The organism is Bradyrhizobium sp. CCBAU 51765 (assembly GCF_015291725.1).
Taxonomy (GTDB): Bacteria; Pseudomonadota; Alphaproteobacteria; order Rhizobiales; family Xanthobacteraceae; genus Bradyrhizobium; species Bradyrhizobium liaoningense.
Window position 1 is genome coordinate 4,059,356 of the sequence record NZ_CP030038.1, and the last position, 26,410, is coordinate 4,085,765.

The window sequence follows — 26,410 nt, forward strand, 5'->3', positions numbered from 1 at the left end:
CCGGCGAGACCGCCGGGCCGATTGTGATAATTGTGGTCCGCCTTAGCGCGACATCGAGATGTTGGCGCCGCGGAACTGGCTGTCCGCGCGTATCGCGACGGTCTGCTTGTTGCCGTGCGTCCTCAGCGCGATGTTGGCGTTGAAGCCGGCGGCAGAAGCGACCACCTCGAAGTTTCCGCCGCCACCGCGGCCCTGGAGCGAGCCCGAGATGTTGCGGCTGGCCTCGCTCCAGCTTCCCGTAATGGCATTTCCCGCCGACTGAACGTTGGCGGAGAGAATGAACTTGTAGGCGTCGCTGGCGCAGGTCAGCGTCATTTCCATTGTGGGGCCGACCGGTGCGTATTTGGCCCGGCAACGGATGCGTTCCGTCGATCCGTCATCGAGGCTGACCGTGCCGCCGCCGCTCCAGCTTCCCGCCATCGGAGCGAATGGACCGGATTGCGCCTTGCTTTGGGAATTGGCGGCTGCGGCCGTAAACAAAACGGCGGCCGCAACCAACAGCCGCCGATTCCGGGCACGAACCTGCGTTGGTTTATTGGCGCGATGCTTCCCAGCGCCCGCTGCAAGGTATGCCTGCTGATGCTCCATTCCACTTCCCCGATCCGGCGTTGCCGTTGAGTTGACCGTTCGCATATGCACCATTGATCGAAACTTTCACAAGTCCCTCGCGGCCGATGGTGCCGGAAACGTTAGCGCCGGGCGCGGTGATCTTGCCATCGGCAACCGTCAGCATGGAACTCGCGGTCGGCTCGCACGAGCCGCTCTTGGTCACGATCGTGACGTGCCAATTGCCGTCATAGGGGCTCTGGGCGAAAGCGGGGGCGGCGAGGGTGCCTGCGAAAACTGAAGCGGCACAGAACACCGCAATGCGACCAAAACGCATAAATCCCATCCTTGAATTTGTCTGATATGCTGACGCTTATTCGGACGAAATGTGACGGAAATTTGTTGCGACGCCAAATCGAAAATTGTTCCTGTTGGTACAATGGTTTATTTGAGATTCCGACTCCGATTTTCGAAGCAGAATCAACGCGGGCTCACATTAAGGGTAAACGTCAGGACAGACTCGGCGCGGAGGTCGCGAACTGTTCGTCCTGGACCTTGGCAGGCAGCGCCTTGTGGACCTTGGCGTAGTCGATCACATCGGCCAGCAGCTTGAGCCCGAGCGGCGCCAGCGCGCGCTCCCAAAGCTCCCGTGCGGTCTCGCCCTTCTTGACAAAGCACCAGTCCTGGGCGGCGATGGCGCCAGCATCCATGCGGTCGGCGAGATGATAGATCGTGCCGCCGGCAATCGGATCGCCTTCCTTGATGGTCCATTCCACGGCAGCCTTGCCGCGATGGCGCGGCAGCAGCGAGGGGTGATATCCGATCCCGCCGAGCTTGGCGGCGGCAAGCGCGTCCTTGCCGATCCGGGCGTGGCTGTGGGCCGTGATGATCAGATCGGTGTCGGGGGCGATCTCGGCAGCCACCACGAGCTTCGGATTGGCCTGGACCACGACCTCGATTCCGGCGGCCCTCGCCGTCGCGGCGAGGCGATCCTCGGCATCGGCTACCACGACCCGGACGACCGAGACGCTATGCTCCCGGAGCATGTTCAGGGTGGTCACGCCGAAATGGCGGGAGCCGACGAGGGTAATGCGCATGGGTATCCGATCCGTTTCGCAACTGCGTCATTCCCCGATAACACGTCAGCACGCCCTGTCACCACCCGCGCAATGTTTGCGTGGGTTATCAACAATGCGCCGGGCGCCAGCCGCCGGCGAACCTATTTCTGCGTCACGGACAGCGTTGCCGCGCCGCCACGGTCGGACGATAAGCGACCGCCAAGGGGTTCCTGTGTCTCGTTTTTAACAGAGATGCCCCCGATTGGCTGGTAACATGCACCGACCGGGGCTGGCGACATTTCAACCCGCATTCATTTTCGAACCCGGCTTTGGCCGCTGGCGTGATCGCCGGCGGCCTTTTCTCGTGCCACGCATCACGAAATCATCCGACGGTAACACGATCTCAACCAGCTTGGCGTATCGACGAAGCCGTCGCGGATTTGTATTGCGTACCGCGACACCGAAAACGCCCCCCCGGCGTGGGCGCGCCGCCGGGCCTTTTCACGGGACAGATTTCATGCCGAGCGCAATCGAGCAGATCGTCGACGCCTATGTGCGTCTGAAGAACCGCCGCGGACTCGACGAGCTGATGATGCACAGGCAGCGGCTCGCGGTCGATCTGAAGAGCAGGTCTGGCTATGATTTCAGCCTGCCGATCGGCCAGATCGACGAGGAGATCGCGATCATCGAGGCGGGGCTCAGCCGGCTCAAGGCGGAGAACTCCACGGCGACCTAGAGGTCTGCGGCGCGCCGGGCATGTCTGCGCGCTGACGAATGGCGGGTCTAAAATTTCTGTAGCTCAGTCGCGACGGCCGCCGTCGATGACCGTGAACAGCGGCCGCGCCGGGGTCGGCTCGACCAGCAGCTCCTCCACCAGCGCGGTTGCCGCGTCGACATATTTGCGCGTCGGCTTGTCGAGCGGGCGCCTGGCCTCGTCGTCGAGCGCGACCTTCGCGGCCTCGACCAGCTTGCGCATGCGTGCCGCATGGTCGTCGCCGGCCGTCAGCGTCGCGCGCGCCAGCGAGCGCAGCACGAACAGCTCGCCCTCGAGGCGGAGCAGACGGTCGTTGAGCCTGGTCAGGACGGCGTTGAGGTCGGCCATGATTGGGGTTTGGCGCGGAGGATCCATCCTGATCTAGCGGCGACCGGTGAACGGACTGCAAACGGCGGCAGTGCAATTGGGCAGATCCTGCGACGCCGCGGACGGCTTACCAGCCGACGCCCGCCCAGCGCCTCCCGAACACCGGCGGTCTCGTCTTCACGGCCTGCCAGCCGAAGAAATGATGCTTGCCGGACCACGTGTGCACGACGCCGCTACAGATGCCGCACTTGAAACTGCCGGTATGGGCCTCGCTGTGCTCCTCCCTGGTCGCGGTGTAGTTCATGCCGCAACCCGCACAGGTGAACTCTTCAATCGTCCAGATGCTGTTGGCCATTGCACAGAATGCGTTTCGGTGACCTCGATCCACGATAGCCGCCAGCGTTTGCAGCGGCGTAAACCGGCGCGGCGAAATCCGGTTAACGGGCGTTAGCCAAGCCGGGCTGGGGCGCGGGCCGGGATGGTGCGTCATCGTCGCGCAATGCCGGATGGCCCGATGGGGGCCTGATCGAGGCGCGGTCAGTTCCAGTCGTCTTGACGCCGGATGCGTTGCTGGCAATAACGGCCGGTCCGTGCAAGCGCCGGAAGTTGCGTTCATGCCGCAAGGAAAGCCGTGCCCGTGAAAAGTCTCCGTCAGCTGCTGACGGGAGAGGACGTCATCCAGCTCGTGATCCGGCTTGGCCTGCTCGCCCTGCTGATCATCTGGACCTTCCTGATCATCCGCCCGTTCGTGCCGATCCTGGCCTGGAGCGGCGTGCTCGCGGTCGCGTTCTATCCGGCGTTCAGCTGGGTCGCCAAGATCCTCGGCGGCCGGCCCAAGACTGCAGCAGCGATCCTGACCCTGATCACGCTCGGCATCGTCATTGGTCCGGCCACCTGGCTCGGCATCAGCGCGGTGGACGGCGTGCGCGAGCTGGCGCATCAGCTCGGCACCGGCGACCTTGCGCTCCAGTCGGCGCCGGAGCAGCTCAAATCGTGGCCCCTCGTCGGGCCCTGGCTCTACGAGCTCTGGGACCAGGCCTACAACAACGTCCGGGCGGTGGTGCGCGAGGTGGCGCCGTATCTCCAGCCGCTGGCAGGCCCGCTGCTCTCGCTCGCCGGAGATGCCGGTGTCGGCACGCTCCAGTTTCTGGTCTCGGTGTTCGTGGCCGGATTCCTGTTTCCGCACGGGCCGAGGCTGGTCGCGGCCGGCCGCGGCTTCCTGTTTCGCATCGTGCCCGAGCAGACCGAGCATTTCCTGGGGCTTGCGGGTGCGACCATTCGCGCCGTGGCGCAGGGCGTGATCGGCGTCGCGATCGTGCAGGCGCTGCTCGCCGGCATCGGCTTCAAGCTCGCCGAGGTGCCCAGTGCGGGCCTTCTCGCCTTCATCGTGCTGCTGCTCTCAATCGTGCAGATCGGTGCCTTCCTCGTGCTGCTGCCGGTGATCATCTGGATCTGGACCGCCAAGGACGTCACCACGGCGTTGCTGCTCACCGTGTTTTTCGTCCTCGTCGGCTTCATCGACACCATGCTGAAGCCGCTCGTCATGGGGCGGGGACTGACCACTCCGACCATCGTGATCTTCGTCGGCGTGATCGGCGGCACGCTGGCCCACGGCATCGTCGGACTGTTCATCGGGCCGATCATCCTATCGGTGGCCTGGGAGATCATGATGGCCTGGATCAGGACCGAGGATCAGGCGGAGGCGGGCGAGGGCTGATCTCGCGGCCCCGAACGTGCATTCCTCCGGCCGTGCCGCGCCAGGATCCGATGGCTCGTGGCCTGTGATCAAAGCATGCCGCGAACTTGTCTGTTCGACTAGACAAGTTACGATTGGGTCGATTCTGTTTTTGATGACGGCAGCAATGGCGAAATCTTCCAAGCTGGTTGCCGCCAGGCGCGGCAAGGTATTGTTGGTCAGGCGCCGGTCGGATGGCCTCTGGATGTTTCCGGGCGGCCGCAAGCGTCCGCGCGAGTCGGAGAAGGACTGCCTGCGGCGGGAGATCAAGGAGGAGCTTCCAAAGCTGAAGCTCGGCAGGATCACCCTCTGGAAGGAAGTGAAGACGAGGAACAAGCGCTCGGGCCGCAAGATGAATGACGCGATCTTCATCGCCAAGTCCGCCAAGGGCAGGCTGGCGATCGGCGACAAGAAGGAGATCGACCGCGCCGCCTGGCAGAAGCCCCGCGGCATCCGCCTGACGCCGACCTCGCGCTACATCCGCGACCGCCTGTTTCCGCGAAAGCGGCGGCGGAGCTGAGCTGGTCCTCTCACCCTGCGCGGCAAATGACCGCGGACCTTTGCGCGCATCGCGCCAAGGCGCCGGTTGGAACGGACAGCCGTTATTGCTTGGCCGCCATCGCTTCCAGGCAATGGTTGAGAAAGGCGGTGCGATCCCTGGGCAGCACCTTCTCGAGATCGGCCTTCAGCGCGCATTCACGCTGGCGCAACTGCTCGGCGCGGCGCTTCTCGGCTGCCTCGCGGTACTCGGGAGCAACCTTGTTGGGATCGACCAGCGTCTGTGCGTGGGCGGCCGTCGCAAGCAGTGCGATGGCGCCGATGAAAATGAATGACCTCAAATGAGCCTCCGTAAAAGCGGGCATCCTAACGCGTGGCGCGTGCGCGCTCAAACCGAGAGATGAGGTACTCCGTTCCGGCATGATTGGACCCCGGAGGTTGGGCGTGGATCATTGGAACGACTCTGCGTAGCGTGCGTCGAATCTAGGCTCACGGCCCATCCCCAAGCCCCAACGCCCCCCGGGCCGCGAGAAAACCTTAAAGGTTGGCGATCTCAGGGCCTCTCGCGCTGAGGTCGTTTGCTCGACGCAGAGCATGTGAACCAGTTCACAAGCGCGCGGCGAAACCGCTGCTATGAAGACGTCATTGCTTAACCTATTGATGTTGACCGAAACGCCCCAGTGTGGCTCCAAGCGCTGGGGCTTTTTCGTGGCTGCATGCGCACACGACGTCTTCGATCGTCGCAATGCTTGCATCGAGCGATGCCGATCGCGGGCCGCATGAGTTCCGCGCTGCAGGCCTAGCAAAACAGCCAGATTGTCGGGATCGCGGCGCCGCCCTTGAACGTTGCGACGAGGGGTGCGTTCGCGGGGCAAATCCCATATGCATGGCGGCGAGTTGCCGATTCGAGATGAGGGCGGCTCGCATTCTGTTGGCTACAACGCAAGACCAGAAACGGGTTCAAGTGAGGCTTTCGAAAAAGACGAGGGTGGCCAAGAAGGCGCCGAAGAAGAGCAAAGGATCGCAGCGCGCCACGATCTCGTCTTCGTCGCCCCTCGGCATGATGGCTCTTCACCTGCTTGCACAATGGAAGCAGTCCGGACGCAGCGGGATCGTCTTCCTTGCCGAGAGCGAGAACAGGGCGGAGCGGCTGGGCAGCGTCATTCACGCGCTCGACCCGTCCTGCGAGGTGCTGGTGTTTCCGCGATTGAACACCTTGCCGTTCGACCAGCTCGAGCCTTCGCACGAGCTCGCGGGGCGCAGAGCCTCGGTGCTGAGCCGCCTCGCAAAATCCAGGAAGCCGTTGTTTCTCGTGTCGACCGCGGAAGCGGTGATGGAGCGCCTGCCGCCGCCGGCGAGCCTGTCGCGCCTGAGCCTGAGCCTGAAAGTGGGCGGTCCGTTCTCGGAGCGGGACCTCGAGACCCGCCTCCAGGCCCTCGGATACGATCTCGACGACGAGCCGGACTATCCGGGCGGCGCGCTGTTCCACGGGCAGACCTTCGAGATATTTCCCGCGGGCGCGCTGGGGCCGTTCCGGATCGAGCATTCGGAGCGCGCGATCAGGCGGATCGTGGCCTTCGACCCGAACGAGCACAGGATCATCTTCGAGACCAAAGAGCTGCTCGTCGATCCCATGTCGGAGCGGCTCGGCCTTGCCGGCAAACGCGGCAAGCGCGCGAGCCTGTTCGATTATTGTGGGGGCGCCAAATGGATCGCGGACGCCGGCGTCCCGTTGCATGCCGACGCCTGGCTGGACACGATCGAGGAGGCCGCAGGCCGATCGGAGCGGGAGCGTGAATATCTCGCACGGCGCGACTGGAAGCAGCTCTCCAAGAGCATGAAGGTGCTGCCGCGGACTGCGCCCTTCCAGCACGTCCCGGAGTTTTCGAAGCTGACGTCCTCCAGGAAGGCGCTGCGTGGCTTCATCGAGGAGACACGCCGGGCCGGATCGCGACTGATGCTCGTCGCCGCGCACGAGGACGATCTGCGCGTGATGGAGCGGATGAGCGGCGTCAAGGCGGAGCGCTGCGACGACTGGGACGAGGCGGCGCGCGGGCGGGGCGGCGAGGCGACGCTGCTGGCCGATCTCGATGCCGGCTTCGTCGTGCCGGGGAAGAAGCCTCTGGTCGTGGTGACGGCGTCGGACGTGCTCGGCAGCCGCGCGCATCATCCGCAACCGATGGCGCGCGCCTGGAGTGCGGCCTTCGACCACGCCGATGTGCCCGAGCAGGGCACGGTGGTCGTCCACCTCCAGCGCGGCCTTGCCGTGCTCGACGGCTTGCAGACCGTCAACACCGGTGGCGGCGCCATGCGCGAGATGATCCGCCTGAAGTTCGCAGGCGACAATGCGGTTCTGGTGCCGCCGGCCGATCTCGCCTTGATGTGGCCTTACGCGACCGAGCTCGGCAAGCTCGCGCTCGACAAGGCCGATGGCAGCACATGGTGGGCCCGCCGCGGTGAGGCCGAGCGCGAGATCCAGGCCGCGGGCAAGGTGCTGGCCAAGCACATCAGCCAGCGCCGGCGGCGGCGCGCAGAAAAGCTGGTGCCGCCGGGATCGGCCTACGAGAAGTTCGTTGCGCGCTTCCCTTACTTCACGACGATCGACCAGGCCCAGGCCATCAGCGACGTGCTGGACGATCTTGCATCCGGTCATCCCATGGACCGGGTGATCTGCGGCGACGTCGGCTTTGGCAAGACCGAGGTGGCGCTTCGCGCGGCGGCCGCGGTGGTGCTGTCGGGCAAGCAGGTGGCGGTCGCGGTGCCGACGACGGTGCTGGCGAGGCAGCACGTCGCGACGTTCCAGAAGCGCTTTGCGCCGTTCGGCATCGAGGTGGGAAACCTGTCGCGGGCAACGTCCGGCGCGCAGCTGCGGGAGACCCGGGAGGGCCTGCGCAGCGGCCGGATCAAGGTCGTGATCGGCACGCAGGCGCTCACCGGCAAGGACGTCAAATTCGACGATCTCGGCCTCGTCATCATCGACGAGGAGCAGCATTTCGGCGCAGCCGAGAAGACCAGGCTCGCCGGCCTCGCCAAGAACGTCCACGTGCTGATGATGAGCGCGACGCCGATCCCGCGGACGCTCGCCGCCGGGCTTGCCGGCTTCCGCGACCTCAGCGTGATCGCCTCGCCGCCGGTGCACCGGCTGCCGGTCGCAACCCGGATTGCGCCGCTGTCCGATGCCGCCATCGCCTCCGCGCTGCTGCGCGAGCAGCGCCGCCACGGGCAGAGTTTCCTGATCTGTCCACGCATCCACGATCTCGATCCGATGCTGGCGCGGGTGCAGGCGGTGGCGCCGGACCTGCGCATCGTCTGTCTGCACGGCAAGCTGCCCGCCGACGAGATCGACGACCGGATGATGAGCTTCGTCGAGGGCGGTGCCGACGTCCTGCTCGCGACCAACATCGTCGAGAGCGGCCTCGACATTCCCCGCGCCAACACCATCGTGGTGTGCTGGCCGGAAAAGTTCGGCCTTGCCCAGCTGCACCAGCTGCGCGGACGCGTCGGCCGCAGCGGCATCCGCGCCTTCGCCCATCTCTTGACCGAGACGGAGTCGGGACAATCCGAGAAGCGGCTGGCCGTGCTCGAGGAGTTCAGCCGGCCGGGCGCCGGCTTCGCCATCAGCGAGCGCGACCTCGATCTCAGGGGCGCGGGCGATTTGTTCTCGGAGCAGCAGTCCGGCCACGTCCAGGTGTTCGGGCCCGTGCTCTACAGCCACCTCCTGAAGATGGCCTCGGAGAAGGCCGACGAGGAGCGCGCCGCGGTGTGGGTGCCCGACCTGAACCTGCCGGTCGGGGACATGCTGCCCGAGACCTATGTGCAGTCCGAGCCCGTGCGGCTCGAGCTCTATGCGCGCGCCGCAAGATGCAATGGCGAGGACGACCTCGAAGACCTCGAAGAGGAGACCTCCCGCCGCTTCGGACCCTTGCCCAAGGTGGCGCGCGATTTCTTCGCCGCAGCCAGGCTCAGGATCGAGTGCAAGCGCAGAGGCATCATCCGCCTCGACGTCGGTCCCGAGGCTGTGGCTGCGACGTTCCTGCCGGGGCGCTTGCGCAAATCGAGAGGCAAGTCGCTGCAACGCGACGGCGATCGGGTGGTCCATCACAGTGCGACGCGCGATGCGCCGTTCGAGCGGGTCGAGGCGCTGTTCGAGGTGCTCGACGAGGGGTGAGCTGTAAAAAAACGCGAAAACAACCCCATGCACAGTAGCCAAGTGCTTCTGCGGCAACGCTTTCCGCATCAGGCGCCAAAATCCCGTTTGACCTGTCGGGCAAAACAGTGGCATGATGCCAAATTCGGAAAATCCGTCGGGAGGAGGTCGACGCTGCGGGGCGCGTGCTCGGCGCTCCAGGGCGAGTGCGCAGCGCACAGATCCGTAATCGGCCGGGGGCGTCGGGCCCGCCAGCCGGCCAGGCCGCTAACGTGGAATTAATCCGAAAAGCCCACAATTTTAGACAGTTGGAGATGGGTGCTGCGTACAGGAGCCGTCACGAGGACGTTCCGGCGACGGCGTCCTGTTGCTCGCTCATTGGGGTCAACGCAGATGACCACGTCCCTGGAAACGCCAAGCTTCGCCGAAGAACTCGACGCGGTGGCCCTTGCAGCCGCCGCAGCCGCGCACGATCCCGCGGCCCCGGAAGCTCCAGTGCCGCACACGCGGCCCGGCCGGAAAACGGTGCTGCTCCTGGCGGTGTGTGCGCTGGCCATCAACGGCGCGGCGGCCGTCTATACGTCGCCGTCCGGCTTGCCGTCGCTGAATGTCGGCAGCCTGGCCGAGCTGCTTCCGCGCCAGGACGCACCCGCGCCGAAACCGGATCCGGTCGTCGCTGCCCTGAAGGACATTCAATCCGCCCAGCAGCAGCACACGGCTTCGCTGCAGGCGAACAACCACGCCTTGCAGCAGAATGCGGCCCTGCTGCAGCAGGATTCACTGGTGCTGCTCTCCCTGCGGCAGAGCATCACGGACGAACGGGTCGATGTGAAGAAGATATCCTCGCAGCTGTCCACGCTGATCGCGAAGGTCGACTCGCTGCAAAACGTGATGATGTCGGACGTCACGTCCTCGATCCGGCGCGCGAACGCTCGCTATGGATTGTCCGCAGCGATGCGCAAACGGCTGGTCCGGCCGTCGAAGCCGGCAGGGCCTGTTTCGGTGGGAGGAGCTCCGCTGACCGTGCCGGCTGCAGCCCCGGAGAGCTGAAGACAGGTCAACGATCGTCCGACCCGCCGGTTCACAGCAAGCATTCTGTGAGGACCGCGGTCTCAATCAGTTGGGCCCGCAGCATTTCTTGTATTTCTTGCCTGAGCCGCATGGGCACGGTTCGTTGCGACCGACCTTTGTCCCCCGGGGCAGTGAAGGCCGTTGGGCCGATATCCTGAATCGGCTGGTAGTTGGCAAGACGCCATTCGTTGAGGATGACGACCCAGTCGGCGATCTTGTCAGGTGCTGCGGTCAGGATGGGATCGTCGAGCTCAACCTCCTTGTCTCCCCGGGCGATCTCGGCGAGCAGCAGCATTCCGCTCATCGCCGCCGCCGTATCAGCATCGGCGTCGAGCAGCTCTTTCCAGGCTGCCGGGCGTAGCGCGACGGCCTTCTCGAAGCCCCCGATCCAAAGCTCCCAGAGCACGTCGTCATTACGGGTGTCGACGCAGAACAACAGACCGTAGCGCGCGGGGCGTTCCATCAGCGTGCGCGCGACGTTTTTGTAGTGCTCCATGACGAGCCTGAGAACCCGATTGGCATGATCACGATTCTCGAAGACCGCGCCTGGTCTGCGCTGTCCTCATGCCAGAGGACAGGGAGCCAATCGCTGGGCATGATCAGCTCCGGGCAGGTCAGCAAGCCGGCGATGAAGCCATCAAGCTCATCGAGCAGCATGGTGCCCTCGCCGAGGGCGAGCAGTTCTTCGTCAAACTGCTTGCTCCTGAAACGAGACTCGACCAGCGGGATCAACAAGCTCCTTGGCCTTCTTGAGGGCGGCGGCGAGTGACAGCTGCTTGAGGCTGACGCCGCCCGCCGTGTCGAAACCGTTGATTTCAAACATGCCGCTCCTCCGATTTTAGTGAATCATACACGTTTCTGGCGGGTTGTCAGCGGGCTTTTGGGGGCTCGCTTGGAACGGTCCAGACGTGCTTCTCAGGAATTCGTGACTTGTTCCAGCGATGTCCGCACCCCAGTTAGATAATGTGCGATCAGATGTGCGGAGGACAAAATGCGCGGATTATTGGTGATGTTCCTCGCGGTGGCTTCGCTGAGCCAGGCCCACGCAGAGGCGAAGGTGAACGCTCAGGATGCCTCGTGCAGCTATACGCTGGCGACTGGGGATACGTACCAGATACCAGCGGGCCAGAATCTTTGCTGGCGCGTCCCACCGCCCTCTTACAAGGAGTATACGCTCCTGCGTTGTGATCCACCGTTTCAGGAGCTCAGCCGGGTCCAACATGGCGATGGACGCTGCAACAAGTATGAGGAACGCCAGTAACTGGTGCTGGATGCGCGCCTTCGATGGCGGCTCTCACCGCGAGGCCTCACTTCAAGGCGTGGTCGATCTTGTGCCCCAGGTGCCCGGTGTCGTGATCGCGACGCAGCTGGCTCAGCGACGTCTCGTTCAGCTGGGCCAGGACCTCGCTGAGTTGCGCCGCATCGGGATAGCCGGCCGCAAAACCCTTTCCGTAGATCTTGCGCAATGTGCCGACCAGCGTGTTGCCGTGCTTCTTGCTGATCTGGCCATCCTTGTCCCGATGGCGGCCATCCAGGCCCGGTTCCTTCATGTGTCTCTCCCGTGCGGCGTCTGAAGCGCCTGGAGAGAGCGTGCGCCCAAACGAGTCGACTGGCAATGGGAGCGCGCGTCACCGATTGCCGGTGCCGGCGCAAGAGCCCACGCTTGTCTCGCCTGCTTGTGAAGGCGCGGTCGATTGTGGTGAACCGATAGGAGCAACACATAGGGACCGGTTGCTCGATTGGAGCCGATGCGATGCGCTCTCTTTTCGCCTTGTGTTTCATGGGTCTGTCGCTCGTGCTGTGCACCGCCGCAGACGCAGCAACGGTGCATCGCCCTCGCGCACGCCCTCTTGCGGTGGACCGGCCACGCACGAATGCGACGCCACCTGCGCGCTTCGCGGTCCCCGGCTGGAGTGACGAAGCAACACGGCGCTGGCTCGACAATGCCTCGTCGAATGTCGGCCGCGGCGGATAGCGGCGACGGGCGCGGGCGATCGCTCGGAACTAAAGCATGATCCGGAAAAGTGCGCAGCGGTTTTCCCTCGCGACAAACGCGGGACGCGTTTGCGCGGAGATCATGCTTGAACAACAACCTCAAGCGCGATGACGATTCATCCTGATCGCAGCGCGCTTTAGGCGGCCTGCTCCTCAAACGAGGTGTAGACGCGGCCGCCGGGATCGACGACCCGAACGTCCCAGCATCCGTCCTGAACAAGCTCCTTGGCCTTCTTGAGGGCGGCGGCGAGTGACGGCCGCTTGAGTTTGACGATGCCCGCCGTGTCGAAACCGTTGATTTCAAACATGCTGTCCCTCCGGTTTTGGAGAAGCGTACACGTTTCCGGCGGGGTGTCTTCCGATTTTTGGGGTGGGAGGGCTTTGGGAACAGCAGCCAAGTGCCAAGCAGGAGCGGTAAGCGCGATAGTTGCGTGCACTGTCACCGCAACTGAACGCGTTCGGATGATGACATCAGTGCAGCTTGCAGAGGCGCAGAGCCCTCGCTGTGCGGCATCGATCGCATCGGGGACGAGGGATTTTCCTTTGGGAGACGAGAGGTCGGACGGCCAGCCTCATCTCGCCCGGCACTCCCGGCGCTCTGATCCGCAATTGAATCGGCAGCCGGGAGCATTTGGGGGCTGGAACCCGAGCGGTGCCACATTCGCATCCGGGCGGCAATGCGTAGAACATCGCACTCCGGTAGTTATACGGAATCCATTTTCGGAACGGGGTGTTCTATAGAAAGAACACCGGCGCGATTTAAGTACTTGGTTCTATTTCTGCCGGGAATGCCGCAGTGGGGGCTGGAACCGCGCTGCGGCTTTTCCCATTTGTTCGTTGGTTCACGTGATCGGTCGCCGTGAGGGCAATCGGCGGCTTACCTCTCCCAAACTCCGGCCGAACATCGGCGCCGCGCCGACCGCACGCTCTGCAGACGAACCGCCGCTCGAGATATGCCGTCAGGCTTGCGGTCAGTATGAGAGCCAAGCGTTGGCTGCACCAATAGTCGGCGCAACAAGCGAGGCCCGCCGCGCACGCCCATCTGACGAAGGTAATCTTTCGAGGTAGTATCCTTTGCAATCAAGGCGGCTTGCGGTGGCGACCATCTAGGCCCGGCTTCCTTCCATGTGTCTCTCCCGTGCGGCGTCTTGAGCGCCTTGAGAAAGCCTGCGCCCGAACGCGTCGACGGGCACTGGCATCGCGTACTCGCGTGACGATTGGCAGCTCCGCCGCAAGAGCCCGCGTTTCTCTCGTCTGCTTGTGAAGCCGCGATCGATTGCGGCGAACCGATCGGGGCAACACGATTGCCCGATTGGAGCTGATATGATGCGCTCTTCCTTTGGCCGCGTAGCCAAGAACGTCATCGGGCGTCTGCACTTGGAGTAAATAAGAACTGGTGGGCTGTCTTTCGCTGCGCAGATCATCGCAAAATGCCCAGATGGATAACCTCGCCTTTGAGCTGAGAAGTGTCCACAAATTTGCCTGTGACAATCTCGCGGAATGCTCCCCGCAGTTGACGATCCAAATTGGCAGTGCGGTCCGGCTTTAGATCGATTTGCTTCGCCATTCTTATCTCTTTTAGGCTTGCTTCGGACTGAGGATTACTTCGAGCGACTGAGCCAGGTCTCGCAGCGGCTGCACGTTAGCTTGGCTAAAGCGCCCCACCTTGCTGCTCGTCGCAACTAATACTCCAACGGCACGACCATCGTTAACGTCCGGGATACATATAGAGGCGATCCCACGATAGCGGACCCGATCATAATCTCGCAATAGGTCTCCCTTGCCCTGAAAGACGTCTTGCGATGCCGCATCATCAGTGAGCAGTTGTATTCTTATAGACGTAATGTGTATCCACCAGTTTTTCTTAAGGCGTCCAAAGCTCAGAGATTTGTTTGCTAACAACGACTTGGTTGGTGAGCGCGCTGGGGCTCGAACCCAGGACCCCGTGATTAAAAGTCTCATTCAGGCCACCCCAGCTTGCTTATTGATTTTGCTACGTGAATTGCGAAAAGTGGTGCCAAGCCATTGAATTGACTATGGACTTGATTGGACTTGTCCGGAAAGTGTGAGACACTAGTTGACACTGAGCGCACAGATTTTGCTGACACGGCGTTGACATAGTGCTGACACCGGAGGATGGGACATGGCGCGATCGAAGGGGCTTACCGATGCGGCAATCAGGGACATCGCGGTGCCGGCGGCCGGGAATAGGATCACCCGTGACGGCCTCGTGCCAGGGTTTGGCGTGCGCGTCACCGCGGCTGGTGCGCGATCGTTCGTCCTGACCTATCGCACAAAGGCGGGCCGCTCGCGCCGGTTCACGATCGGCAGTTGCGCCAACTGGAAAGCCGCCGCCGCCCGGCAGGAGGCCAGAGAGCTGCTCCGCCGGATCGACGTCGGAGAAGATCCGGTTGCCGACATCGAGGCCGACCGCTCAATGAAGACGGTTGGGGATCTGTGCACCAAATTCGTCGAGGAGTCGAAGGAAGCCAACGCACCGAGCACGGCTGCCGCCTATGAGGCGCAGATCAACAATTGGGTGCTGCCAATCCTCAAGGCCGGGACGCGCGTCGTCGACGTCGAGCACGAAGACATCCAACGGCTGCACCGCAAGGTCACGAAGGAAGCCGGACCCTACGCGGCAAATCGCGTGCTCTCGCTGGTGAGCCGCATGTGGAATCGGGCGATCGCGTGGAACGGCGCAAGGGGCGACCGAGGATGGACCGCGGTCAACGTTGCGAAGGGCGTGGAGCGGCACGCCGAGCACGGGCGCGAGAGATACGTCGATCCGACGACCGAGCTCGGCGGGCTCCTAAAGGCGCTGGCCGAGCACGAGGACAAGCAGGCGGCCGACATCATCCGGCTCATCCTGCTCACGGGATGCCGCAAGGGCGAGGCGCTGGGGTGCCGCTGGGATCAACTACAGTTTAGCCGTAGCCCCAGCGGGGCAGCGGAGGGCACCTGGATCAAGCCAGGACATGCCACCAAGCAGAGGAGGCTGCACCGTACACCGCTCTCCGCGCCCGCTCTGGCGCTCCTGGAGGGCATCCGCGCCAAGGCCGAGGCCGAGGCGAAGAAGAAAGGCGCCGAGCTGTCGCCATGGGTATTCCCCGGTCGTGTCGGCGCCGGTGCTCAGCCGCGGCATTCGATCAAGAATGCGTGGGCCGAGATCCGCAAGGCAGCCGGCCTCGACGATCTTCGTATTCACGATCTGCGCCACAGCTTCGCAAGCGTGCTCGCGTCTAGCGGCAGCTCGCTGGCGATTATTGGTCGGCTGCTAGGACACACCAATCCGTCGACGACGGCACGCTACAGTCATTTGTTCGACGACCCGCTGAGGGCCGCGGCCGATCGCGTGGGTGCTATCGTCGACGGCGGCAAGTCGGCAGAGATCACCGACATCAAGGGCAGGGCGTAAAGGCGCGTTCCAGATACGTTCATCACTTGGCCGATGTTTTTTTCGGAGAATGACATTGCAACCGTTGGCGATGTCCATATATTTGCAATCGCTTGTCCCGAGAGGGGCAGGCCTCTTCTAGCTGAAGGCGCCTTCGATTCGTCCGGTGAGGACGAAAGCCGAACACCGACCCCGCAAAGGGGCGGACACCGAGACCGGATCTCGGGCTGAGACCCCCGCTTGGGGGCAGCGGCATCGTTCGAAGGGCCAACGGTGCACCGGAGTCCAGCAGTGGCACCGGGGAAAGGAAACAGGTTTTAACCTGGGTCTCGCCCCGAGCCTTGATGCGCGCATTGGCGAGTCCCCTATCCCGGAGGACGTTCGCCACCATGGCCGACGACGCACCATCAATTCTTGCCGGCTACATCACCGAAGCCGCCTTCGCCGCCAGCGCCGAAGTCACAACCAGAACCATATCCAGATATCGAAATCAGCCGGACGGACTGCCGTTCCTGAAATTGGGCGGCCGGGTCCTCATTCCCGTTGAGGACGCTCGGGAGTGGTTGCGGGCTCGCGTGGTGCATCCGAACGTACGGCGCGCGTGATGACCGGCAAAGTCAACGACATCCCCGACAACGCGAAATCGATGTACCACGGCCGGCGCCATCTCGGATGGATTGTTCGGCGAGGCCGGTCCTTTGAGGCCGTCCAGCCCGACCGAACAAGTCTCGGCGTGTTCGCCACCGAGTTGTTAGCGCGCAATCAATTATGGACCGGCGGGGACGTCGAACCGTGAGGCCCGAATCCGAAATCTTGCAGCGCGACGACGGTTGGTACGAGGTCGGCTTGCACCAGCCGATTGGACCATTCGAGACGCGGCAATTCGCCGTGGCTATCGCCGCGCATGAGGCCGCGCGCCGCGCGTGGTTGTCGAAGAATTCCAGACACCGAACGGAGACGGAGGGAGCATGACCAACATCATCAAGTTTCCACACTTCGACGCCGCCGCATTCGAGGAATCGGAAAAGCGCCACAAGCGCCGCGAGGCGGCGGCACTGGCGATCAATCGCACCGTGCGCCGACACGTGCTGAAGGGCGTCACCTTGGCCGAGATGGTTGCCGAGCTGCGTCTGGAGGCCGAGACGATCGAGGCGGTCGGCATCGCCGACCTGCCGAGCGATATCGGGGGAGCAGCAGTCTAACCCAAAAAAGAACCGGCGGAGTGGAGGCCCCGGCCGGTTCAAAAAGGTATTATATGCGAGTCAGTACAAAACCACAAACCACCGCCGACATCAAGACCGATCGTGCGCTGATAGCGCGCGGGCGCCTCAAAGAAGCTCGGCAATGGTTTGAGCATTGCGGATGGAAGACGCTTCCCAGGAACGACCGGCTGATGCCGATCCTGCGATGGGGCGCCGACCATGCCCACATGGCCGATCCAAGCGATCCGCGCCGATCCGTCCGCCGCTGGTGCAGGAAGTGGGCGCCATGGCTGGACGAGCCCGCCATAGATCAAATCATCCGCTACACCAAGACATCAAACAAACGTTGGGCGGCGGATCAGTGCGCGGCCGTTCTCAACATCACCGTGCGCGACCGCCAAAAGCTCTCATTCCGCTTCATAGGCGCTTGCGATGACCCGAGCTATGCATTCCGGTTGAACATCTCGCGTGCCAAGGCGGCCGCAAAGTCGCGACGGCGCCGGGCCAAGAATTCGACGGGGCGGAAGCGCGGCCGCCCGAAGTCTACGGAGGCGCGGCCGTGGGAGTTGTTGGGCATCAGTCGAGCCACCTATTTTCGCCGGAAATCGCTTGGAAACGAGGCGAAATCGCCGAAAAATGAGACCGAAAATGCGTCACGGCATATAATAGATAATAGGGAGCGTGACGGAATTTCAGTCTCACGAGTTCAGGTCCGTGCCAGACCCGATCTTGTGAAGCCGACGAGGGGCGCTATCGCGCCGGCCTTCGGCCCGACCGTCGCCCTTGCGGGCGCCGTTCTCGTCAGACCGCGCCTGCGGATGCACCTGAATTATTTCGAGGGGAAGAAGGGCGGGACCGGAGAGACCTCGACCACGACAACCACGATGGACGCGGGGTGATGATGCCGGGGCCAGCTCTCGTGGACATCTCTAGCGCCAATGCCACCGCGCACAGGACCCGTCAAGGACGGCCATTCGGCCGCCGCCTCCGGCGGTCTTCGATCCTTGACCGCTCCTGCGCACGGCGGCGTGCCTGGAGGCGTCGGGACGAAGGACGTCCCGGCCAATCGACCGCGCCTCCTGCGGGTCGAACAAAGGACTGGCCTCTCTTCCCATGCACGGCTCGATCCGTGCCCCATGCCTCCGACCACGGACATCGGCTCGAACATGTAGAAGCCAGGGCAGACGGCACACGCCACGGCGCCACGCAGATCCCGCACCGCCCAAAGCCTCGACCTGCCGGCAAGCCCGCTGGTGATAGTTCGCGGTCGCGGACACGGTTTCGCGCCCGCGACCTAAACCAACGCGCCACGGGCCGCCACTGCCGCAGCGATAGGGCATCCGCGCAAACTTTTGTAGGAACCCTGTTTTTGACTGGCCGGGCGCGAGCGCGACGCTTCCGGCATTTCAGCATATTTGGGATTTCGGAAAACACGGTTTGTTTGTCGGAGAGAAGCCTGTGATGTACGGCAGAAGGCATAGGAATATGTTCCCTTTCGCCCCCAAGGCGCTGCGCCGGGCGATCCTGAGAATGCTCGATTCCGGCCGTTCCATGAACGCGTACGAGGTTGCGGGTTGCTGTTTCTCGTTCCGGCCGCGATGCAACCCCGGCTGGCGCATGCCGCGCGAGGCTGAGGTTGTCTCGGTCAGGCGCGCGCTCCGGTATCTCATTGCTGCCGGCAAGGTCAGGACATGCGGCAAGTCCCGCCGATTCCCGCACAAGCGCAGATGCTTCAATTACGAACTGGTGCGATGACCGACGACGATCTCCGCAACGCCATTGCGATTCACCAGAACGCAGCCGCGCTCCTGGAGGCCGAGTTGATCGCCCGCGAGCGCGCCAGAGCGACGGCGCGGGATGACGACTCACTCATAACACCAGGGGAAGCGACAAGGATTTGCGGGCGCGATGAAACCACCGTGAGAAAGGATTGCGCGAACAATCAGACGCATCTTGGTGGTTTCGCGGTGAAGCTGGGCGGCCGGTGGCGCATATATCGCGGCAAGTACGCCAAGCACATCGAGCAGCACGGGCTGTCGCGTTTTAGACGCTGACGCGCGCGCGTTTGCGCCTTTCCTGCGTGGCAAGGGTGAGTGCGCTTGGGCAGTATGCTTCTGCCGGTGCGGTTGTCCCGTCAGCCAGCGGTGCCGGCCCTAACTGGGTTGTTGCGGACCTGGGGCGGCACGGAAAAGGTCTTCCCAGAACGATTCCGTGTCGCCTCTTCTGTTTTCAGAATGGGAAGGGTGACATGGCGCAAGAGAACAGACGTTGTGGCGATTGCCGATTTTCCGAGAGGATGATCACCGGATCTGGCGCCAGTTACGACTACCAGCGCCAATGTCGTCGCAGCGCCCCCACCGCGTATTCCAATGGCGGAGCCGGGCATTGGCCTCGCGTTCTCCTCGATGACTGGTGTTTCGAATTCGAAGCCGCGCGCGGAGGAAGCCCGCAACCGGGTCAGCGTGTCGCCACCGCCAAGAACATCCCCAGCGCCACCGCCGCGAACGTTGCCGCAGACTGGAGCGATGTGATCGCCCAACTCAACAGCAGCAACCGGAAAGATTGAAGGCAAGAAAAATGGAGAACGTCATGTCCAACTCATCCGGCGCCAAAGCCGATCTAGCGACCGTCGAGGCCGCGCTGTCGACGCTGGACGAGGCCAAGCCGACCGCGATCCGCAACGCGGCAGCGTTCACGGAGTGGCGCGTCAAGCACGATGCGCTCGATGCCGAGCGGGAGCGGCTTAACGAGCTGATCGTTACGCTGGAGCACGAGGAGCGCGAGGCCAAGGCCGCGGCGGATGCCGTCGCGCTGCGCGAGCGTTACGATGAATGCAGGGCCGCAAATCAGAAGTTGGCAGCCCGCATCAGGAGCGATCTGAAAAAGGCCAACGCGATCCTGGTCGCGCTCCTACGAGACGCCGCCCAAGCCGATATCGCCACCGGCGCTGTCAATGCTCAGTTGCCAGATGGCCTTGAGCCGCTTGTTCCGCCGGAAACGATCGCGCGGACTCGTGCCGGGCTCCCTCGCCAGGATCTGACGAGCAAGCGCACGTGGTTGTGGACGACGGAAGGCGGCATGCTGATCGGCGATCAAGACAGCGTGAGAGACTACGGCGGCGGCCGCGGTCGTATCGGGCAGGGCTCATACACGACGCTATGCCACCTCGCGCTGTACGACGAAGTCGAATTTCATCCGGAGGAGCCGGCCCAGCGACCGCACTCGCTGTGGCAGATGCGGTTGGTTGGCGCGAGCGGCCCGCATTACGAGTACGACGGGACGCGCTGCAATCACCCGCACGATGTTCTGGCAGAATTGGCCAGGGGCGAGATCGCCGCGGAGCCGCGCGAGCGCCCGATCGAAATCGAATTGCGTCCAGTGCCGACGCTGGACGAGGCCAAGCACGAAAGCATCAAGTCGCCGCCGGCTGGCACAGTCATCTCCTAGAAGCTGCCGGCGTCCCGGCGCCGCATGGTTTTTCATCGGACCATGCGGCGCCATCAATTCAAAGGGTAACGGGTAAATGTCGAAAATCATTGAGGCTCGCGCGATTCTGAGCGCGAGTGACAAAACCGGCGACACCTTCGACAAACTCGCCTCGAAATTCCGGAACGTTGAGAAAACCGCCAAGGCGCTGGAGGGAGTCAGGTTCTCCGGCATGGGCGATGACCTGGAGAAGCAACTGCGGCGCCTGCGGGTCGCGGAGAAGGACATCGCGGCCATCTCGAAGGAGTACGGCAATTTCTACGAGAAGGTGTTCGCGGGGCCTCGGGATCGTCGCCCGTCGATCATGTTCGATCCGAATTCGCAGCACAACAGAATGTTGCGCCAGTGGCGAACGCAAGTCGTCGGTCACTATCAAGCCATCGCCGACGCGCAAGACGATGCCACGAAATCAGGCCGCAGATTCTTCGCCACTGCAGGCGCCGCAGCGCTGCGTTGGGGCTTGCTTGCTGGTGGTGTCGGCTCGACGGCATACTTGGCCAACCGCGCCGCGAGATTCACGTTTGACAAAACGAAGGAGCTAAGCCGCGAGTCCACCAAGCAACGGCAGGCCGGTCTCACGCAGGCGCAATCCGACGCAATCAGCGAGGAAGCCGACCGGCAGTCGGCGCTGTACCCCTCCGTATCGCGGACGGAATTCCGAGCTGCGGGCCGAGAGGCAACCATGCAGCTCGGCAATGCCGAAGCCGGACTTGCGATGATGCCGACACTCGGCAGATTTATGACATCCGGCAAGGTGCTCTGGGGATCGGATCGGATCGATGAGCAGATGCGCAAGGCTCTGCAAGTCATCGACGCGCGCCAGATCACTGACCCAGCCCGCGCATCGAATTTGCTGGACGCATTGCTGCGGGCCTCGCAGGTTGAGGGCGGTGCCGACTACTCGGCAGCGGATCTCCGTTCTGCCATTCGCTACGGCCGCGACATGACGCGCGGACAAAGCGATCGGTTCATTGCATCGGTGCTGCCTTCGCTGGGCGTCGACATGGGGTTCACCCAGGCCGGCACCGGACTCGCCTCGATGCATAGCGCGCTGATCGGCGGCCGGCAGAAGAAGGAAGCCGATGCGTTCCAGCGCGCGGTTGGCTTGCGGAATGACACCGGCCTCGTCGGTCAGGGCGTTTTCGCTCGCGATGTTGACAAATGGTTCGATGATTACTTCATCCCGGCTCTGAAAAAGGCGAATGTCGACACCACGGACCCGGCGGCCGTCGCGGCATTCAACGCGAAGTTCTTCTCCAATCGTACTGCGGCGGACGTAGCCGGCAACCTGGTGAGCGGCCAGGCGCAGCGCATGCGCCGCCGCGAGCAGCAGGAGCGCGCAACCGGCATGTCCGGAGCGGAGAACCTGCATCGTCAGGATGTCGGAGTCGCGCTCGAAGCCGTCAGCACGCAACTGGCGAATCTCGCTTCGAACGCGAAGCTGGCGGAGTCGTCGATCGGCACATTGAACAGCATCATGGGCGCACTCCAGAAATTCGAATCGACTGGAGCCGCGGCCGCCATGGCCGAGGGCGTGCGCAACAACGTCCAAGATATCCTAAACTCAATCGAGGACTGGACCGCACTGTTCGGGCGGATCAATAGCGCTTTCGACAGGTTCAAGGCCGACCCGTTCGGCATGCTGCCGTCGAGCGAGAACCGGAATCCTCGGTCCGGCTACAAGCCCGATGATGCGCAATGGCCGTCGTCGGCCGCTCCGATTCCATTCTTGGCGTCGACCGGCAACGCGACATATGTCCCGGCAGAAGGGCGCTGGGTCTCGGGCAACCCGCGCACCGGCGGCAATCGGATGCTCGCTCCGCCGTCATTTCCGGCGCCGGGCGTGACCGATACGATGACCTACGGCACCGGCGCAGGACAGGTCACGGCGCAGGTCACCGGCGAGGTGCACGGCACAGGAAAGTTTGACATCAACGTCAACGCCGGCTCGTCGCTGATCGAGGTAGTGCGCCGCGCTGAAGCCGTCATCGCCCTCGCGGGCCACATTTCCAGCAACGGTCCCGGCTCGACCGGCAAGAGCAGTCCGGATGCCGCGGCGCCGTCCAATCCTCGCCCGGACTCCACTTGGAACATGGCGCCATGACCCGACGACGCAGCACGGCAGAACGGCTGCAGGAGCTGGAGCGTCTGGTCGACAGCGCTACGCAGAGGGGCCTGATCTGCGAGGCTATGCTGGCGATGTCTTTGGGGATGTTGCTGCGCCATGTGTCGACGGATCTCCGCTCGGAGATGCTGCGCGAATTGCGCGCGTGTACCTATTTCGATGCAACTGGACCATGTCAGCGGCAGGCCGAGAACAGCGTGCTGGAGGCGGAAGAGAAATTTGATCTGCTCCTCGACACGATCGAGCACATAGCACGAGCGCCACAACAATGAAGATCGGAACGTTGAGAATGTTCGACGAGGTGCGCGGCTATGGGTTCATCAGGCCCGACGAAGGCGACTCTGATTTCTTCGTTCACATAAAAGCCTTCCAGAAGATAGGCGTCATTCCGGAGATAGGGATGCGCCTTCAATTTGAGCAATGGCCGACAAAAGACGGGCGCCTGAGGGCAGGGCGGTTGCTTCCAGAGCACGGAGAGTAGACAAAATGCGCTTTGGTGTTGGTGTCCGCTTTCCCGTCCCAAACGCGGTCGCGCTGGTCGGCAAGGCGTTCGTGCGCAGCCGCATGACGGCCGCCTCGATCGGTAAGACGCCGCTAGCAGGCAAGATCGCCTCTCGCCTCACATTCCGCTCGGCGCTCGGCAGCGTCCCCATCATCACGTCGACCTCGTTTACGATCGGCTCCAATTTAGGTTTCGATGCATTCATTGCGCATGTCGACGCCACCAACAGCCCGACGTCATATGCAATCACAGCCGGAAATCCATCGGGCTATTTCGCGTTGTACAATACGGGCAACCTTCGCACGGGCCTATCTGCGGCGCCGCCTGATGGCGTCTACAACCTGACGGTCACCGCGTCGAACAGCTACGGCATGAGTCCAGCGAAATCCATCGGCGTGTCGGTCGGCACGGCGCCGGTCGTTGTGGGAACGACGTTCAATCTGTCACTTCCCGCCACGTCTGGCGCGCACGTCGGCACGGTCACGGCAACCGGCGGCACGCCCACCGCATGGTCCATCACTGCGGGCAACTCCGCCGGGTACTTCGCAATCGACAATTCCGGCCTGATCACCGTCACGTCGGCCGGCGCCTCTGGCCTGACCGCTCAGACCTACGGCCTCACGGTCCAGGCGACCAACGCGCTCGGCAGCAACACTGGCAGCGTTAGCATCGTCGCCTCGGCTGTTGCGAGCCCTGGAGATGGATCTGCGAACGCTCCCACCGGAGCGGCACAATTCCCGAGCCTCTTGAACGCAATGGCCGCGCGTCCTCCGTGGAGTGTGGCCGGCGTAGACTACCGCACAGGCATCAACACCGGAGTCACGCTGAAAGATCCCGCGACCATTTCCATCGCGGGTGTCGACGTGGACACCGGCTCGCGAATCGTCACGATTCTCGGCGACAACGTGGTGATTGATGCCTACGACTTCTCGATGGGAGGCGGCTGGTATTTGAACATTGGCAGCGCGACCCTGAACGGCGGCGTTAATGCCATCATCACAAACTGCAAATTCCGCATCAACACGCTCTGGATTCGAAACCAGCCAGGCGCCGGCAATCCCGGCTCGACGATCCGATATTGCGAATTCGACGGCGGCTTCACGAGCGCGGACTCGAACGCACCGGAATTCCTGATCGACTACAGGGCAAACGGCGATCACATCTTTGAGTACAACTGGATTCACAACGTGGCGTGCGACGTCTTCAGCATCGCCGGCTACTACAACGACGGCCAACTTTCGAAGTGGACCTGTCGCTTCAACGTCGTGAACGACACGGGCTACAACTCGGCTCTAGGATGGCATCCGGATTGGGTGCAAACCTACGGCGGCGCCATCACGGAAATTGATTTCAGCTACAACACCTTCGCCGAGATCAGCGGCGGCGGCGCGGTGCAGGGCGTCTGCGGAGACCCGAATGGTCCGTGGTACGGCGGCGCGATTCACCACAACACGTTCTATTGCGGCGATAGCGTCCACATCAACTTCTACGTTACGCCGTACACGCCGGGCAGCCAGTTGATCGACGTTCACGATAACTACGCGCGACTCAAGGCCGGAAGCTTCGGAGGGACGGGCGTTGTGTTCAATTACCCGGCATCCGAAACGGACGGCAATTGGCACGACAACGTCAACATGTCGACCGGCTCAACCTTTGGCTCGTGGAGTTCCGGCGGCACGCCGCCGTGACCCTGACAGGAACTCTCAATCCCACCACCCCACCAAAACCGGGGGCAACTCACCCCCCGGTTAAGATCAGGAGGCTTTTGGAATGGCACTAGCACTGGACGGCTCGGTCCACGCGGTCGGTTCGGGCGCATCGCTCGCGGTCGGCACGCTCACGACATCGAACGCAAATGTTGTCGTGATGATCGCGATTCAAGTCAATGGCGACTCCGTCGCGAGCGTGACCGACACCGGCTCGCACACTTGGCAACACCGTGCCTCGGCCGGTGACGCGCCGTTTACCGTCGAATTGTGGTGGACCACCTCTCTTGCCGCGTTCAACAACGCCATCACGGTAAGTCTCGGCGCGGGCGATAGCAGTTTCCTCACAGCTACCGCATGGGGCATCAGCGGAGCTGACGCGACGACTCCGTTCGATGCCAACGCGGCGCTGCCCGACACCGGAAACACCGGCGCGCGATCCATCACCACGTCAGATGCCAACGATTTCCTGATCCACTGCGCCCGGCTGAACAATCAGAACGGCACGCCGGCCACCGGCTGGACCGAGATCCAGGACAACACGGACTATTTCCTGGTCCAGTACAAGATCGTTAGCGCCACGCAGAGCGCGCTTAGCGTCGATACGGGCGGTGAGACGAACAACGGATCGATTGCCGACGCTGTCCAACAGGCCGGCGCGCTCGTCGACAACCTGATGCCTCAGATCTGGATGTGATTTGGCGGGGGCAGTCTTTCGCCCCTGCCACCCCCCTTGGGCGACGGCGGATGTAACCGCGCCCTGGGGCCCGCTCCACACCCCTTATTTTGTAGCGTCTGCGAAGGCCCGATCGACACTCGGGCTAGGTGGGTAGCCGCCGCATCAAACGGCACCCAGGGAGGAGGGTAGTCATGTCAAAGCGTCGCAGCCGATTGGAGGACGACGATGATTGCTGCAAATCTGGGCCTATCCCGGCTTCGGTTCACGCGTGGGCGCGCGAGCCTTGGCCGGGCAAGCTACAAGCGGTTCTCGACGCATTGGAGATCGAGGCGCTCGACGATGGCTCGCGGCTGTACCTTCAAAGACAGCTCCATATCGGCAGTTTGTTCGACCAAGATCGCACGGGGCATCTCGTTATGACGCTACGGTGCATCACCGAATCCGAGGGCAATGATGGCGCGCTCACGGAGCGGTATATCAGGGCCGTCTCTGGCGCGATCGGGCCATATGCCGATCGCGGCCTCGCCCTTATCGAGGCATTTGACCAAATCTCATTGGTCGGCATCTTTGAGCAGATGCGCGCGCTGGAATACTTCTACGAGAAGGAGGCCACGGACGCGCTGGAGCGGATCTTGCGGCACAAGCTGCGCCGTGCCCTTGATCCAACAGCGCCAGAGCTAGCGCCGCCGCCAACGAAGCAAGAGCGCCTTGCCGCGGCCAAGGCGCGTGCCGCCGCGGCAAGGCTTGCGACCGTCGAGCGCAATATCGACATCGGCCGGCAGATGGCCGCGCTTCGTGACATGACTCCATGCAACAAAAAGTTTGGCCGATTGCGCGCCAAGCAATTCGACTTCCCGCAACGGGAATCCGCGGAAATGCTGAGGGTGGCGCGGATGTACGGCGATCGGCCCGAGTTCTATCGCATCACAACTTGGCCTGTGCTGGTGGAGCTATCGGCACCTGGGACGCCACCGGCGCTGCGCCGCAAGGCCGAGGCAAGGATAGCGGCAGGCGAGCGCGTCACCGGCGCAGAGATCATCCGTGCTCGCTGATTTTGAGCGCAGGCTCCGCCGTCTGGACCGGCGAGGGCATCAGGACCTCCAGCGGCCCCGGCCTCACGACATTCTTCTCTACCCGGGCCCGGGGCCGTCCTATCGCATTATCGTCTACTCGCTGCCGGCG

31 protein-coding genes and 1 pseudogene are annotated in these 26,410 nt (G+C 63.2%); 19 read left to right on the forward strand and 13 right to left on the reverse strand.

Annotation, left to right across the window (positions count from 1 at the left end):
• Positions 1-42: 42 nt before the first annotated feature.
• From XH96_RS19495 to XH96_RS19505, 3 genes are all read right to left on the reverse strand, one after another.
• The gene (locus tag XH96_RS19495; RefSeq protein WP_194393858.1) at positions 43-588 is read right to left on the reverse strand and encodes a hypothetical protein; all 546 of its coding nucleotides are present in this window, start codon (positions 586-588) and stop codon (positions 43-45) included.
• Positions 533-883 carry a hypothetical protein gene (locus XH96_RS19500; protein ID WP_035678507.1) on the reverse strand — a complete coding sequence of 117 codons (351 nt, stop codon included), beginning with the start codon at positions 881-883 and terminating at the stop codon, positions 533-535. Before XH96_RS19500 ends, XH96_RS19495 begins: the two co-directional genes overlap by 56 nt.
• A gap of 172 nt (positions 884-1,055) precedes the next feature.
• Positions 1,056-1,643 carry a formyltransferase family protein gene (locus XH96_RS19505; RefSeq protein ID WP_194393859.1) on the reverse strand — a complete coding sequence of 196 codons (588 nt, stop codon included), beginning with the start codon at positions 1,641-1,643 and terminating at the stop codon, positions 1,056-1,058.
• 478 nt (positions 1,644-2,121) lie between these two features.
• On the opposite strand from XH96_RS19505, the gene XH96_RS19510 reads away from it, so the two are divergent.
• Positions 2,122-2,340: a hypothetical protein gene (locus XH96_RS19510; RefSeq protein ID WP_028180534.1), complete on the forward strand. Its 219-nt coding sequence runs from the start codon at positions 2,122-2,124 to the stop codon at positions 2,338-2,340.
• Positions 2,341-2,403: 63 nt separating this feature from the next.
• On the opposite strand, the gene XH96_RS19515 is transcribed toward XH96_RS19510, so the two are convergent.
• Both XH96_RS19515 and XH96_RS19520 read right to left on the reverse strand, forming a co-directional pair.
• Positions 2,404-2,706, reverse strand: coding sequence for a hypothetical protein (locus tag XH96_RS19515; protein ID WP_028136298.1), 303 nt, complete (start codon positions 2,704-2,706; stop codon positions 2,404-2,406).
• 106 nt (positions 2,707-2,812) lie between these two features.
• A complete protein-coding gene (locus XH96_RS19520) occupies positions 2,813-3,040 on the reverse strand; it encodes a hypothetical protein (protein ID WP_194393860.1) in 228 nt (75 codons plus the stop codon).
• A gap of 276 nt (positions 3,041-3,316) precedes the next feature.
• On the opposite strand from XH96_RS19520, the gene XH96_RS19525 reads away from it, so the two are divergent.
• Together XH96_RS19525 and XH96_RS19530 are read left to right on the forward strand one after the other, a co-directional pair.
• Complete coding sequence (locus XH96_RS19525) at positions 3,317-4,402, forward strand: AI-2E family transporter (RefSeq protein ID WP_035678837.1); 1,086 nt, start codon at positions 3,317-3,319, stop codon at positions 4,400-4,402.
• Between the two features lie 145 nt (positions 4,403-4,547).
• Positions 4,548-4,940: an NUDIX hydrolase gene (locus XH96_RS19530; RefSeq protein ID WP_028182320.1), complete on the forward strand. Its 393-nt coding sequence runs from the start codon at positions 4,548-4,550 to the stop codon at positions 4,938-4,940.
• Between the two features lie 82 nt (positions 4,941-5,022).
• Here the strand turns inward: XH96_RS19530 and XH96_RS19535 are convergent, their stop codons facing one another.
• The gene (locus tag XH96_RS19535) at positions 5,023-5,259 is read right to left on the reverse strand and encodes a hypothetical protein (protein ID WP_061881737.1); all 237 of its coding nucleotides are present in this window, start codon (positions 5,257-5,259) and stop codon (positions 5,023-5,025) included.
• Positions 5,260-5,978: 719 nt separating this feature from the next.
• Here XH96_RS19535 and XH96_RS19540 point away from each other — a divergent pair.
• Together XH96_RS19540 and XH96_RS19545 are read left to right on the forward strand one after the other, a co-directional pair.
• A complete protein-coding gene (locus XH96_RS19540) occupies positions 5,979-9,086 on the forward strand; it encodes a DEAD/DEAH box helicase (protein ID WP_194394181.1) in 3,108 nt (1,035 codons plus the stop codon).
• A gap of 372 nt (positions 9,087-9,458) precedes the next feature.
• On the forward strand, positions 9,459-10,115 hold the full coding sequence (locus XH96_RS19545) for a hypothetical protein (protein ID WP_194393861.1): 657 nt from the start codon (positions 9,459-9,461) through the stop codon (positions 10,113-10,115).
• A 66-nt stretch (positions 10,116-10,181) separates the two neighbouring features.
• Here XH96_RS19545 and XH96_RS39855 read toward each other — a convergent pair whose 3' ends face one another.
• The 7 genes and pseudogenes from XH96_RS39855 to XH96_RS19565 form a co-directional block, all read right to left on the reverse strand.
• Positions 10,182-10,313, reverse strand: coding sequence for an SEC-C metal-binding domain-containing protein (locus tag XH96_RS39855; protein WP_371740172.1), 132 nt, complete (start codon positions 10,311-10,313; stop codon positions 10,182-10,184).
• Between the two features lie 70 nt (positions 10,314-10,383).
• Positions 10,384-10,632, reverse strand: a pseudogene (locus XH96_RS39860) (UPF0149 family protein); the annotation flags it as partial.
• Positions 10,599-10,868, reverse strand: a complete 270-nt coding sequence (locus XH96_RS39180; RefSeq protein WP_246790134.1) for a UPF0149 family protein — start codon at positions 10,866-10,868, stop codon at positions 10,599-10,601. The gene XH96_RS39180 and the pseudogene XH96_RS39860, both read right to left, overlap by 34 nt.
• Entirely contained in the window at positions 10,825-10,959 is a 135-nt protein-coding gene (locus XH96_RS39645; protein ID WP_256439366.1) for a hypothetical protein, read from the reverse strand. The genes XH96_RS39180 and XH96_RS39645 overlap by 44 nt, the downstream gene beginning before the upstream one ends.
• Positions 10,960-11,443: 484 nt before the next feature.
• Entirely contained in the window at positions 11,444-11,686 is a 243-nt protein-coding gene (locus XH96_RS19555; RefSeq protein ID WP_194393862.1) for a hypothetical protein, read from the reverse strand.
• A 582-nt stretch (positions 11,687-12,268) separates the two neighbouring features.
• Positions 12,269-12,439: a hypothetical protein gene (locus XH96_RS19560; protein WP_194393863.1), complete on the reverse strand. Its 171-nt coding sequence runs from the start codon at positions 12,437-12,439 to the stop codon at positions 12,269-12,271.
• Between the two features lie 1,112 nt (positions 12,440-13,551).
• Positions 13,552-13,698, reverse strand: a complete 147-nt coding sequence (locus tag XH96_RS19565) for a hypothetical protein (protein WP_194393864.1) — start codon at positions 13,696-13,698, stop codon at positions 13,552-13,554.
• 576 nt (positions 13,699-14,274) lie between these two features.
• Between XH96_RS19565 and XH96_RS19570 the strand changes: the two genes are divergently transcribed.
• From XH96_RS19570 to XH96_RS19635, 14 genes are all read left to right on the forward strand, one after another.
• Positions 14,275-15,549 (forward strand): site-specific integrase, encoded by a 1,275-nt coding sequence (locus tag XH96_RS19570; protein ID WP_194393865.1) that lies wholly within the window; start codon positions 14,275-14,277, stop codon positions 15,547-15,549.
• 368 nt (positions 15,550-15,917) lie between these two features.
• Positions 15,918-16,133 carry a hypothetical protein gene (locus XH96_RS19575; RefSeq protein ID WP_194393866.1) on the forward strand — a complete coding sequence of 72 codons (216 nt, stop codon included), beginning with the start codon at positions 15,918-15,920 and terminating at the stop codon, positions 16,131-16,133.
• Positions 16,133-16,324, forward strand: a complete 192-nt coding sequence (locus XH96_RS19580; protein ID WP_194393867.1) for a hypothetical protein — start codon at positions 16,133-16,135, stop codon at positions 16,322-16,324. The genes XH96_RS19575 and XH96_RS19580 overlap by 1 nt, the downstream gene beginning before the upstream one ends.
• Before the next feature lie 172 nt (positions 16,325-16,496).
• Complete coding sequence (locus tag XH96_RS19585) at positions 16,497-16,730, forward strand: hypothetical protein (protein WP_194393868.1); 234 nt, start codon at positions 16,497-16,499, stop codon at positions 16,728-16,730.
• A 53-nt stretch (positions 16,731-16,783) separates the two neighbouring features.
• Complete coding sequence (locus XH96_RS19590; RefSeq protein ID WP_194393869.1) at positions 16,784-17,629, forward strand: hypothetical protein; 846 nt, start codon at positions 16,784-16,786, stop codon at positions 17,627-17,629.
• 852 nt (positions 17,630-18,481) lie between these two features.
• Positions 18,482-18,784 (forward strand): hypothetical protein, encoded by a 303-nt coding sequence (locus tag XH96_RS19595; RefSeq protein ID WP_194393870.1) that lies wholly within the window; start codon positions 18,482-18,484, stop codon positions 18,782-18,784.
• Between the two features lie 194 nt (positions 18,785-18,978).
• Entirely contained in the window at positions 18,979-19,296 is a 318-nt protein-coding gene (locus tag XH96_RS19600; protein WP_194393871.1) for a hypothetical protein, read from the forward strand.
• A gap of 23 nt (positions 19,297-19,319) precedes the next feature.
• A complete protein-coding gene (locus XH96_RS19605) occupies positions 19,320-20,177 on the forward strand; it encodes a hypothetical protein (RefSeq protein ID WP_194393872.1) in 858 nt (285 codons plus the stop codon).
• Between the two features lie 76 nt (positions 20,178-20,253).
• Positions 20,254-22,320 carry a hypothetical protein gene (locus XH96_RS19610; protein WP_194393873.1) on the forward strand — a complete coding sequence of 689 codons (2,067 nt, stop codon included), beginning with the start codon at positions 20,254-20,256 and terminating at the stop codon, positions 22,318-22,320.
• Positions 22,317-22,613 carry a hypothetical protein gene (locus tag XH96_RS19615; protein WP_194393874.1) on the forward strand — a complete coding sequence of 99 codons (297 nt, stop codon included), beginning with the start codon at positions 22,317-22,319 and terminating at the stop codon, positions 22,611-22,613. Before XH96_RS19610 ends, XH96_RS19615 begins: the two co-directional genes overlap by 4 nt.
• Positions 22,614-22,630: 17 nt before the next feature.
• Positions 22,631-22,822 (forward strand): cold shock domain-containing protein, encoded by a 192-nt coding sequence (locus XH96_RS19620; RefSeq protein ID WP_194393875.1) that lies wholly within the window; start codon positions 22,631-22,633, stop codon positions 22,820-22,822.
• A gap of 5 nt (positions 22,823-22,827) precedes the next feature.
• On the forward strand, positions 22,828-24,531 hold the full coding sequence (locus tag XH96_RS19625; protein WP_194393876.1) for a cadherin repeat domain-containing protein: 1,704 nt from the start codon (positions 22,828-22,830) through the stop codon (positions 24,529-24,531).
• An 82-nt stretch (positions 24,532-24,613) separates the two neighbouring features.
• Positions 24,614-25,246, forward strand: coding sequence for a hypothetical protein (locus XH96_RS19630; RefSeq protein ID WP_035715023.1), 633 nt, complete (start codon positions 24,614-24,616; stop codon positions 25,244-25,246).
• A 173-nt stretch (positions 25,247-25,419) separates the two neighbouring features.
• On the forward strand, positions 25,420-26,280 hold the full coding sequence (locus XH96_RS19635) for a hypothetical protein (protein ID WP_194393877.1): 861 nt from the start codon (positions 25,420-25,422) through the stop codon (positions 26,278-26,280).
• Positions 26,281-26,410 lie beyond the last annotated feature (130 nt).

What these genes read in the sequence shown, in the direction of transcription:
- XH96_RS19575 (WP_194393866.1), top strand. Translation starts at nt 15,918, where the DNA reads ATGGCCGACGACGCACCATCAATTCTTGCCGGCTACATCACCGAAGCC.
- XH96_RS19635 (WP_194393877.1), top strand. Translation starts at nt 25,420, where the DNA reads ATGTCAAAGCGTCGCAGCCGATTGGAGGACGACGATGATTGCTGCAAA.
- XH96_RS19515 (WP_028136298.1), bottom strand. Translation starts at nt 2,706, where the DNA reads ATGGCCGACCTCAACGCCGTCCTGACCAGGCTCAACGACCGTCTGCTC.
- XH96_RS19505 (WP_194393859.1), bottom strand. Translation starts at nt 1,643, where the DNA reads ATGCGCATTACCCTCGTCGGCTCCCGCCATTTCGGCGTGACCACCCTG.
- XH96_RS19605 (WP_194393872.1), top strand. Translation starts at nt 19,320, where the DNA reads ATGTCCAACTCATCCGGCGCCAAAGCCGATCTAGCGACCGTCGAGGCC.
- XH96_RS19560 (WP_194393863.1), bottom strand. Translation starts at nt 12,439, where the DNA reads ATGTTTGAAATCAACGGTTTCGACACGGCGGGCATCGTCAAACTCAAG.
- XH96_RS19630 (WP_035715023.1), top strand. Translation starts at nt 24,614, where the DNA reads ATGGCACTAGCACTGGACGGCTCGGTCCACGCGGTCGGTTCGGGCGCA.
- XH96_RS19540 (WP_194394181.1), top strand. Translation starts at nt 5,979, where the DNA reads ATGATGGCTCTTCACCTGCTTGCACAATGGAAGCAGTCCGGACGCAGC.
- XH96_RS19545 (WP_194393861.1), top strand. Translation starts at nt 9,459, where the DNA reads ATGACCACGTCCCTGGAAACGCCAAGCTTCGCCGAAGAACTCGACGCG.
- XH96_RS19625 (WP_194393876.1), top strand. Translation starts at nt 22,828, where the DNA reads ATGCGCTTTGGTGTTGGTGTCCGCTTTCCCGTCCCAAACGCGGTCGCG.
- XH96_RS19590 (WP_194393869.1), top strand. Translation starts at nt 16,784, where the DNA reads ATGCGAGTCAGTACAAAACCACAAACCACCGCCGACATCAAGACCGAT.
- XH96_RS19565 (WP_194393864.1), bottom strand. Translation starts at nt 13,698, where the DNA reads ATGGCGAAGCAAATCGATCTAAAGCCGGACCGCACTGCCAATTTGGAT.
- XH96_RS19495 (WP_194393858.1), bottom strand. Translation starts at nt 588, where the DNA reads ATGGAGCATCAGCAGGCATACCTTGCAGCGGGCGCTGGGAAGCATCGC.
- XH96_RS19595 (WP_194393870.1), top strand. Translation starts at nt 18,482, where the DNA reads ATGACCGACGACGATCTCCGCAACGCCATTGCGATTCACCAGAACGCA.
- XH96_RS19500 (WP_035678507.1), bottom strand. Translation starts at nt 883, where the DNA reads ATGCGTTTTGGTCGCATTGCGGTGTTCTGTGCCGCTTCAGTTTTCGCA.
- XH96_RS19580 (WP_194393867.1), top strand. Translation starts at nt 16,133, where the DNA reads ATGACCGGCAAAGTCAACGACATCCCCGACAACGCGAAATCGATGTAC.
- XH96_RS19510 (WP_028180534.1), top strand. Translation starts at nt 2,122, where the DNA reads ATGCCGAGCGCAATCGAGCAGATCGTCGACGCCTATGTGCGTCTGAAG.
- XH96_RS19570 (WP_194393865.1), top strand. Translation starts at nt 14,275, where the DNA reads ATGGCGCGATCGAAGGGGCTTACCGATGCGGCAATCAGGGACATCGCG.
- XH96_RS19555 (WP_194393862.1), bottom strand. Translation starts at nt 11,686, where the DNA reads ATGAAGGAACCGGGCCTGGATGGCCGCCATCGGGACAAGGATGGCCAG.
- XH96_RS19620 (WP_194393875.1), top strand. Translation starts at nt 22,631, where the DNA reads ATGTTCGACGAGGTGCGCGGCTATGGGTTCATCAGGCCCGACGAAGGC.
- XH96_RS19600 (WP_194393871.1), top strand. Translation starts at nt 18,979, where the DNA reads ATGGCGCAAGAGAACAGACGTTGTGGCGATTGCCGATTTTCCGAGAGG.
- XH96_RS19585 (WP_194393868.1), top strand. Translation starts at nt 16,497, where the DNA reads ATGACCAACATCATCAAGTTTCCACACTTCGACGCCGCCGCATTCGAG.
- XH96_RS19610 (WP_194393873.1), top strand. Translation starts at nt 20,254, where the DNA reads ATGTCGAAAATCATTGAGGCTCGCGCGATTCTGAGCGCGAGTGACAAA.
- XH96_RS19615 (WP_194393874.1), top strand. Translation starts at nt 22,317, where the DNA reads ATGACCCGACGACGCAGCACGGCAGAACGGCTGCAGGAGCTGGAGCGT.
- XH96_RS19530 (WP_028182320.1), top strand. Translation starts at nt 4,548, where the DNA reads ATGGCGAAATCTTCCAAGCTGGTTGCCGCCAGGCGCGGCAAGGTATTG.
- XH96_RS39645 (WP_256439366.1), bottom strand. Translation starts at nt 10,959, where the DNA reads ATGTTTGAAATCAACGGTTTCGACACGGCGGGCGGCGTCAGCCTCAAG.
- XH96_RS19520 (WP_194393860.1), bottom strand. Translation starts at nt 3,040, where the DNA reads ATGGCCAACAGCATCTGGACGATTGAAGAGTTCACCTGTGCGGGTTGC.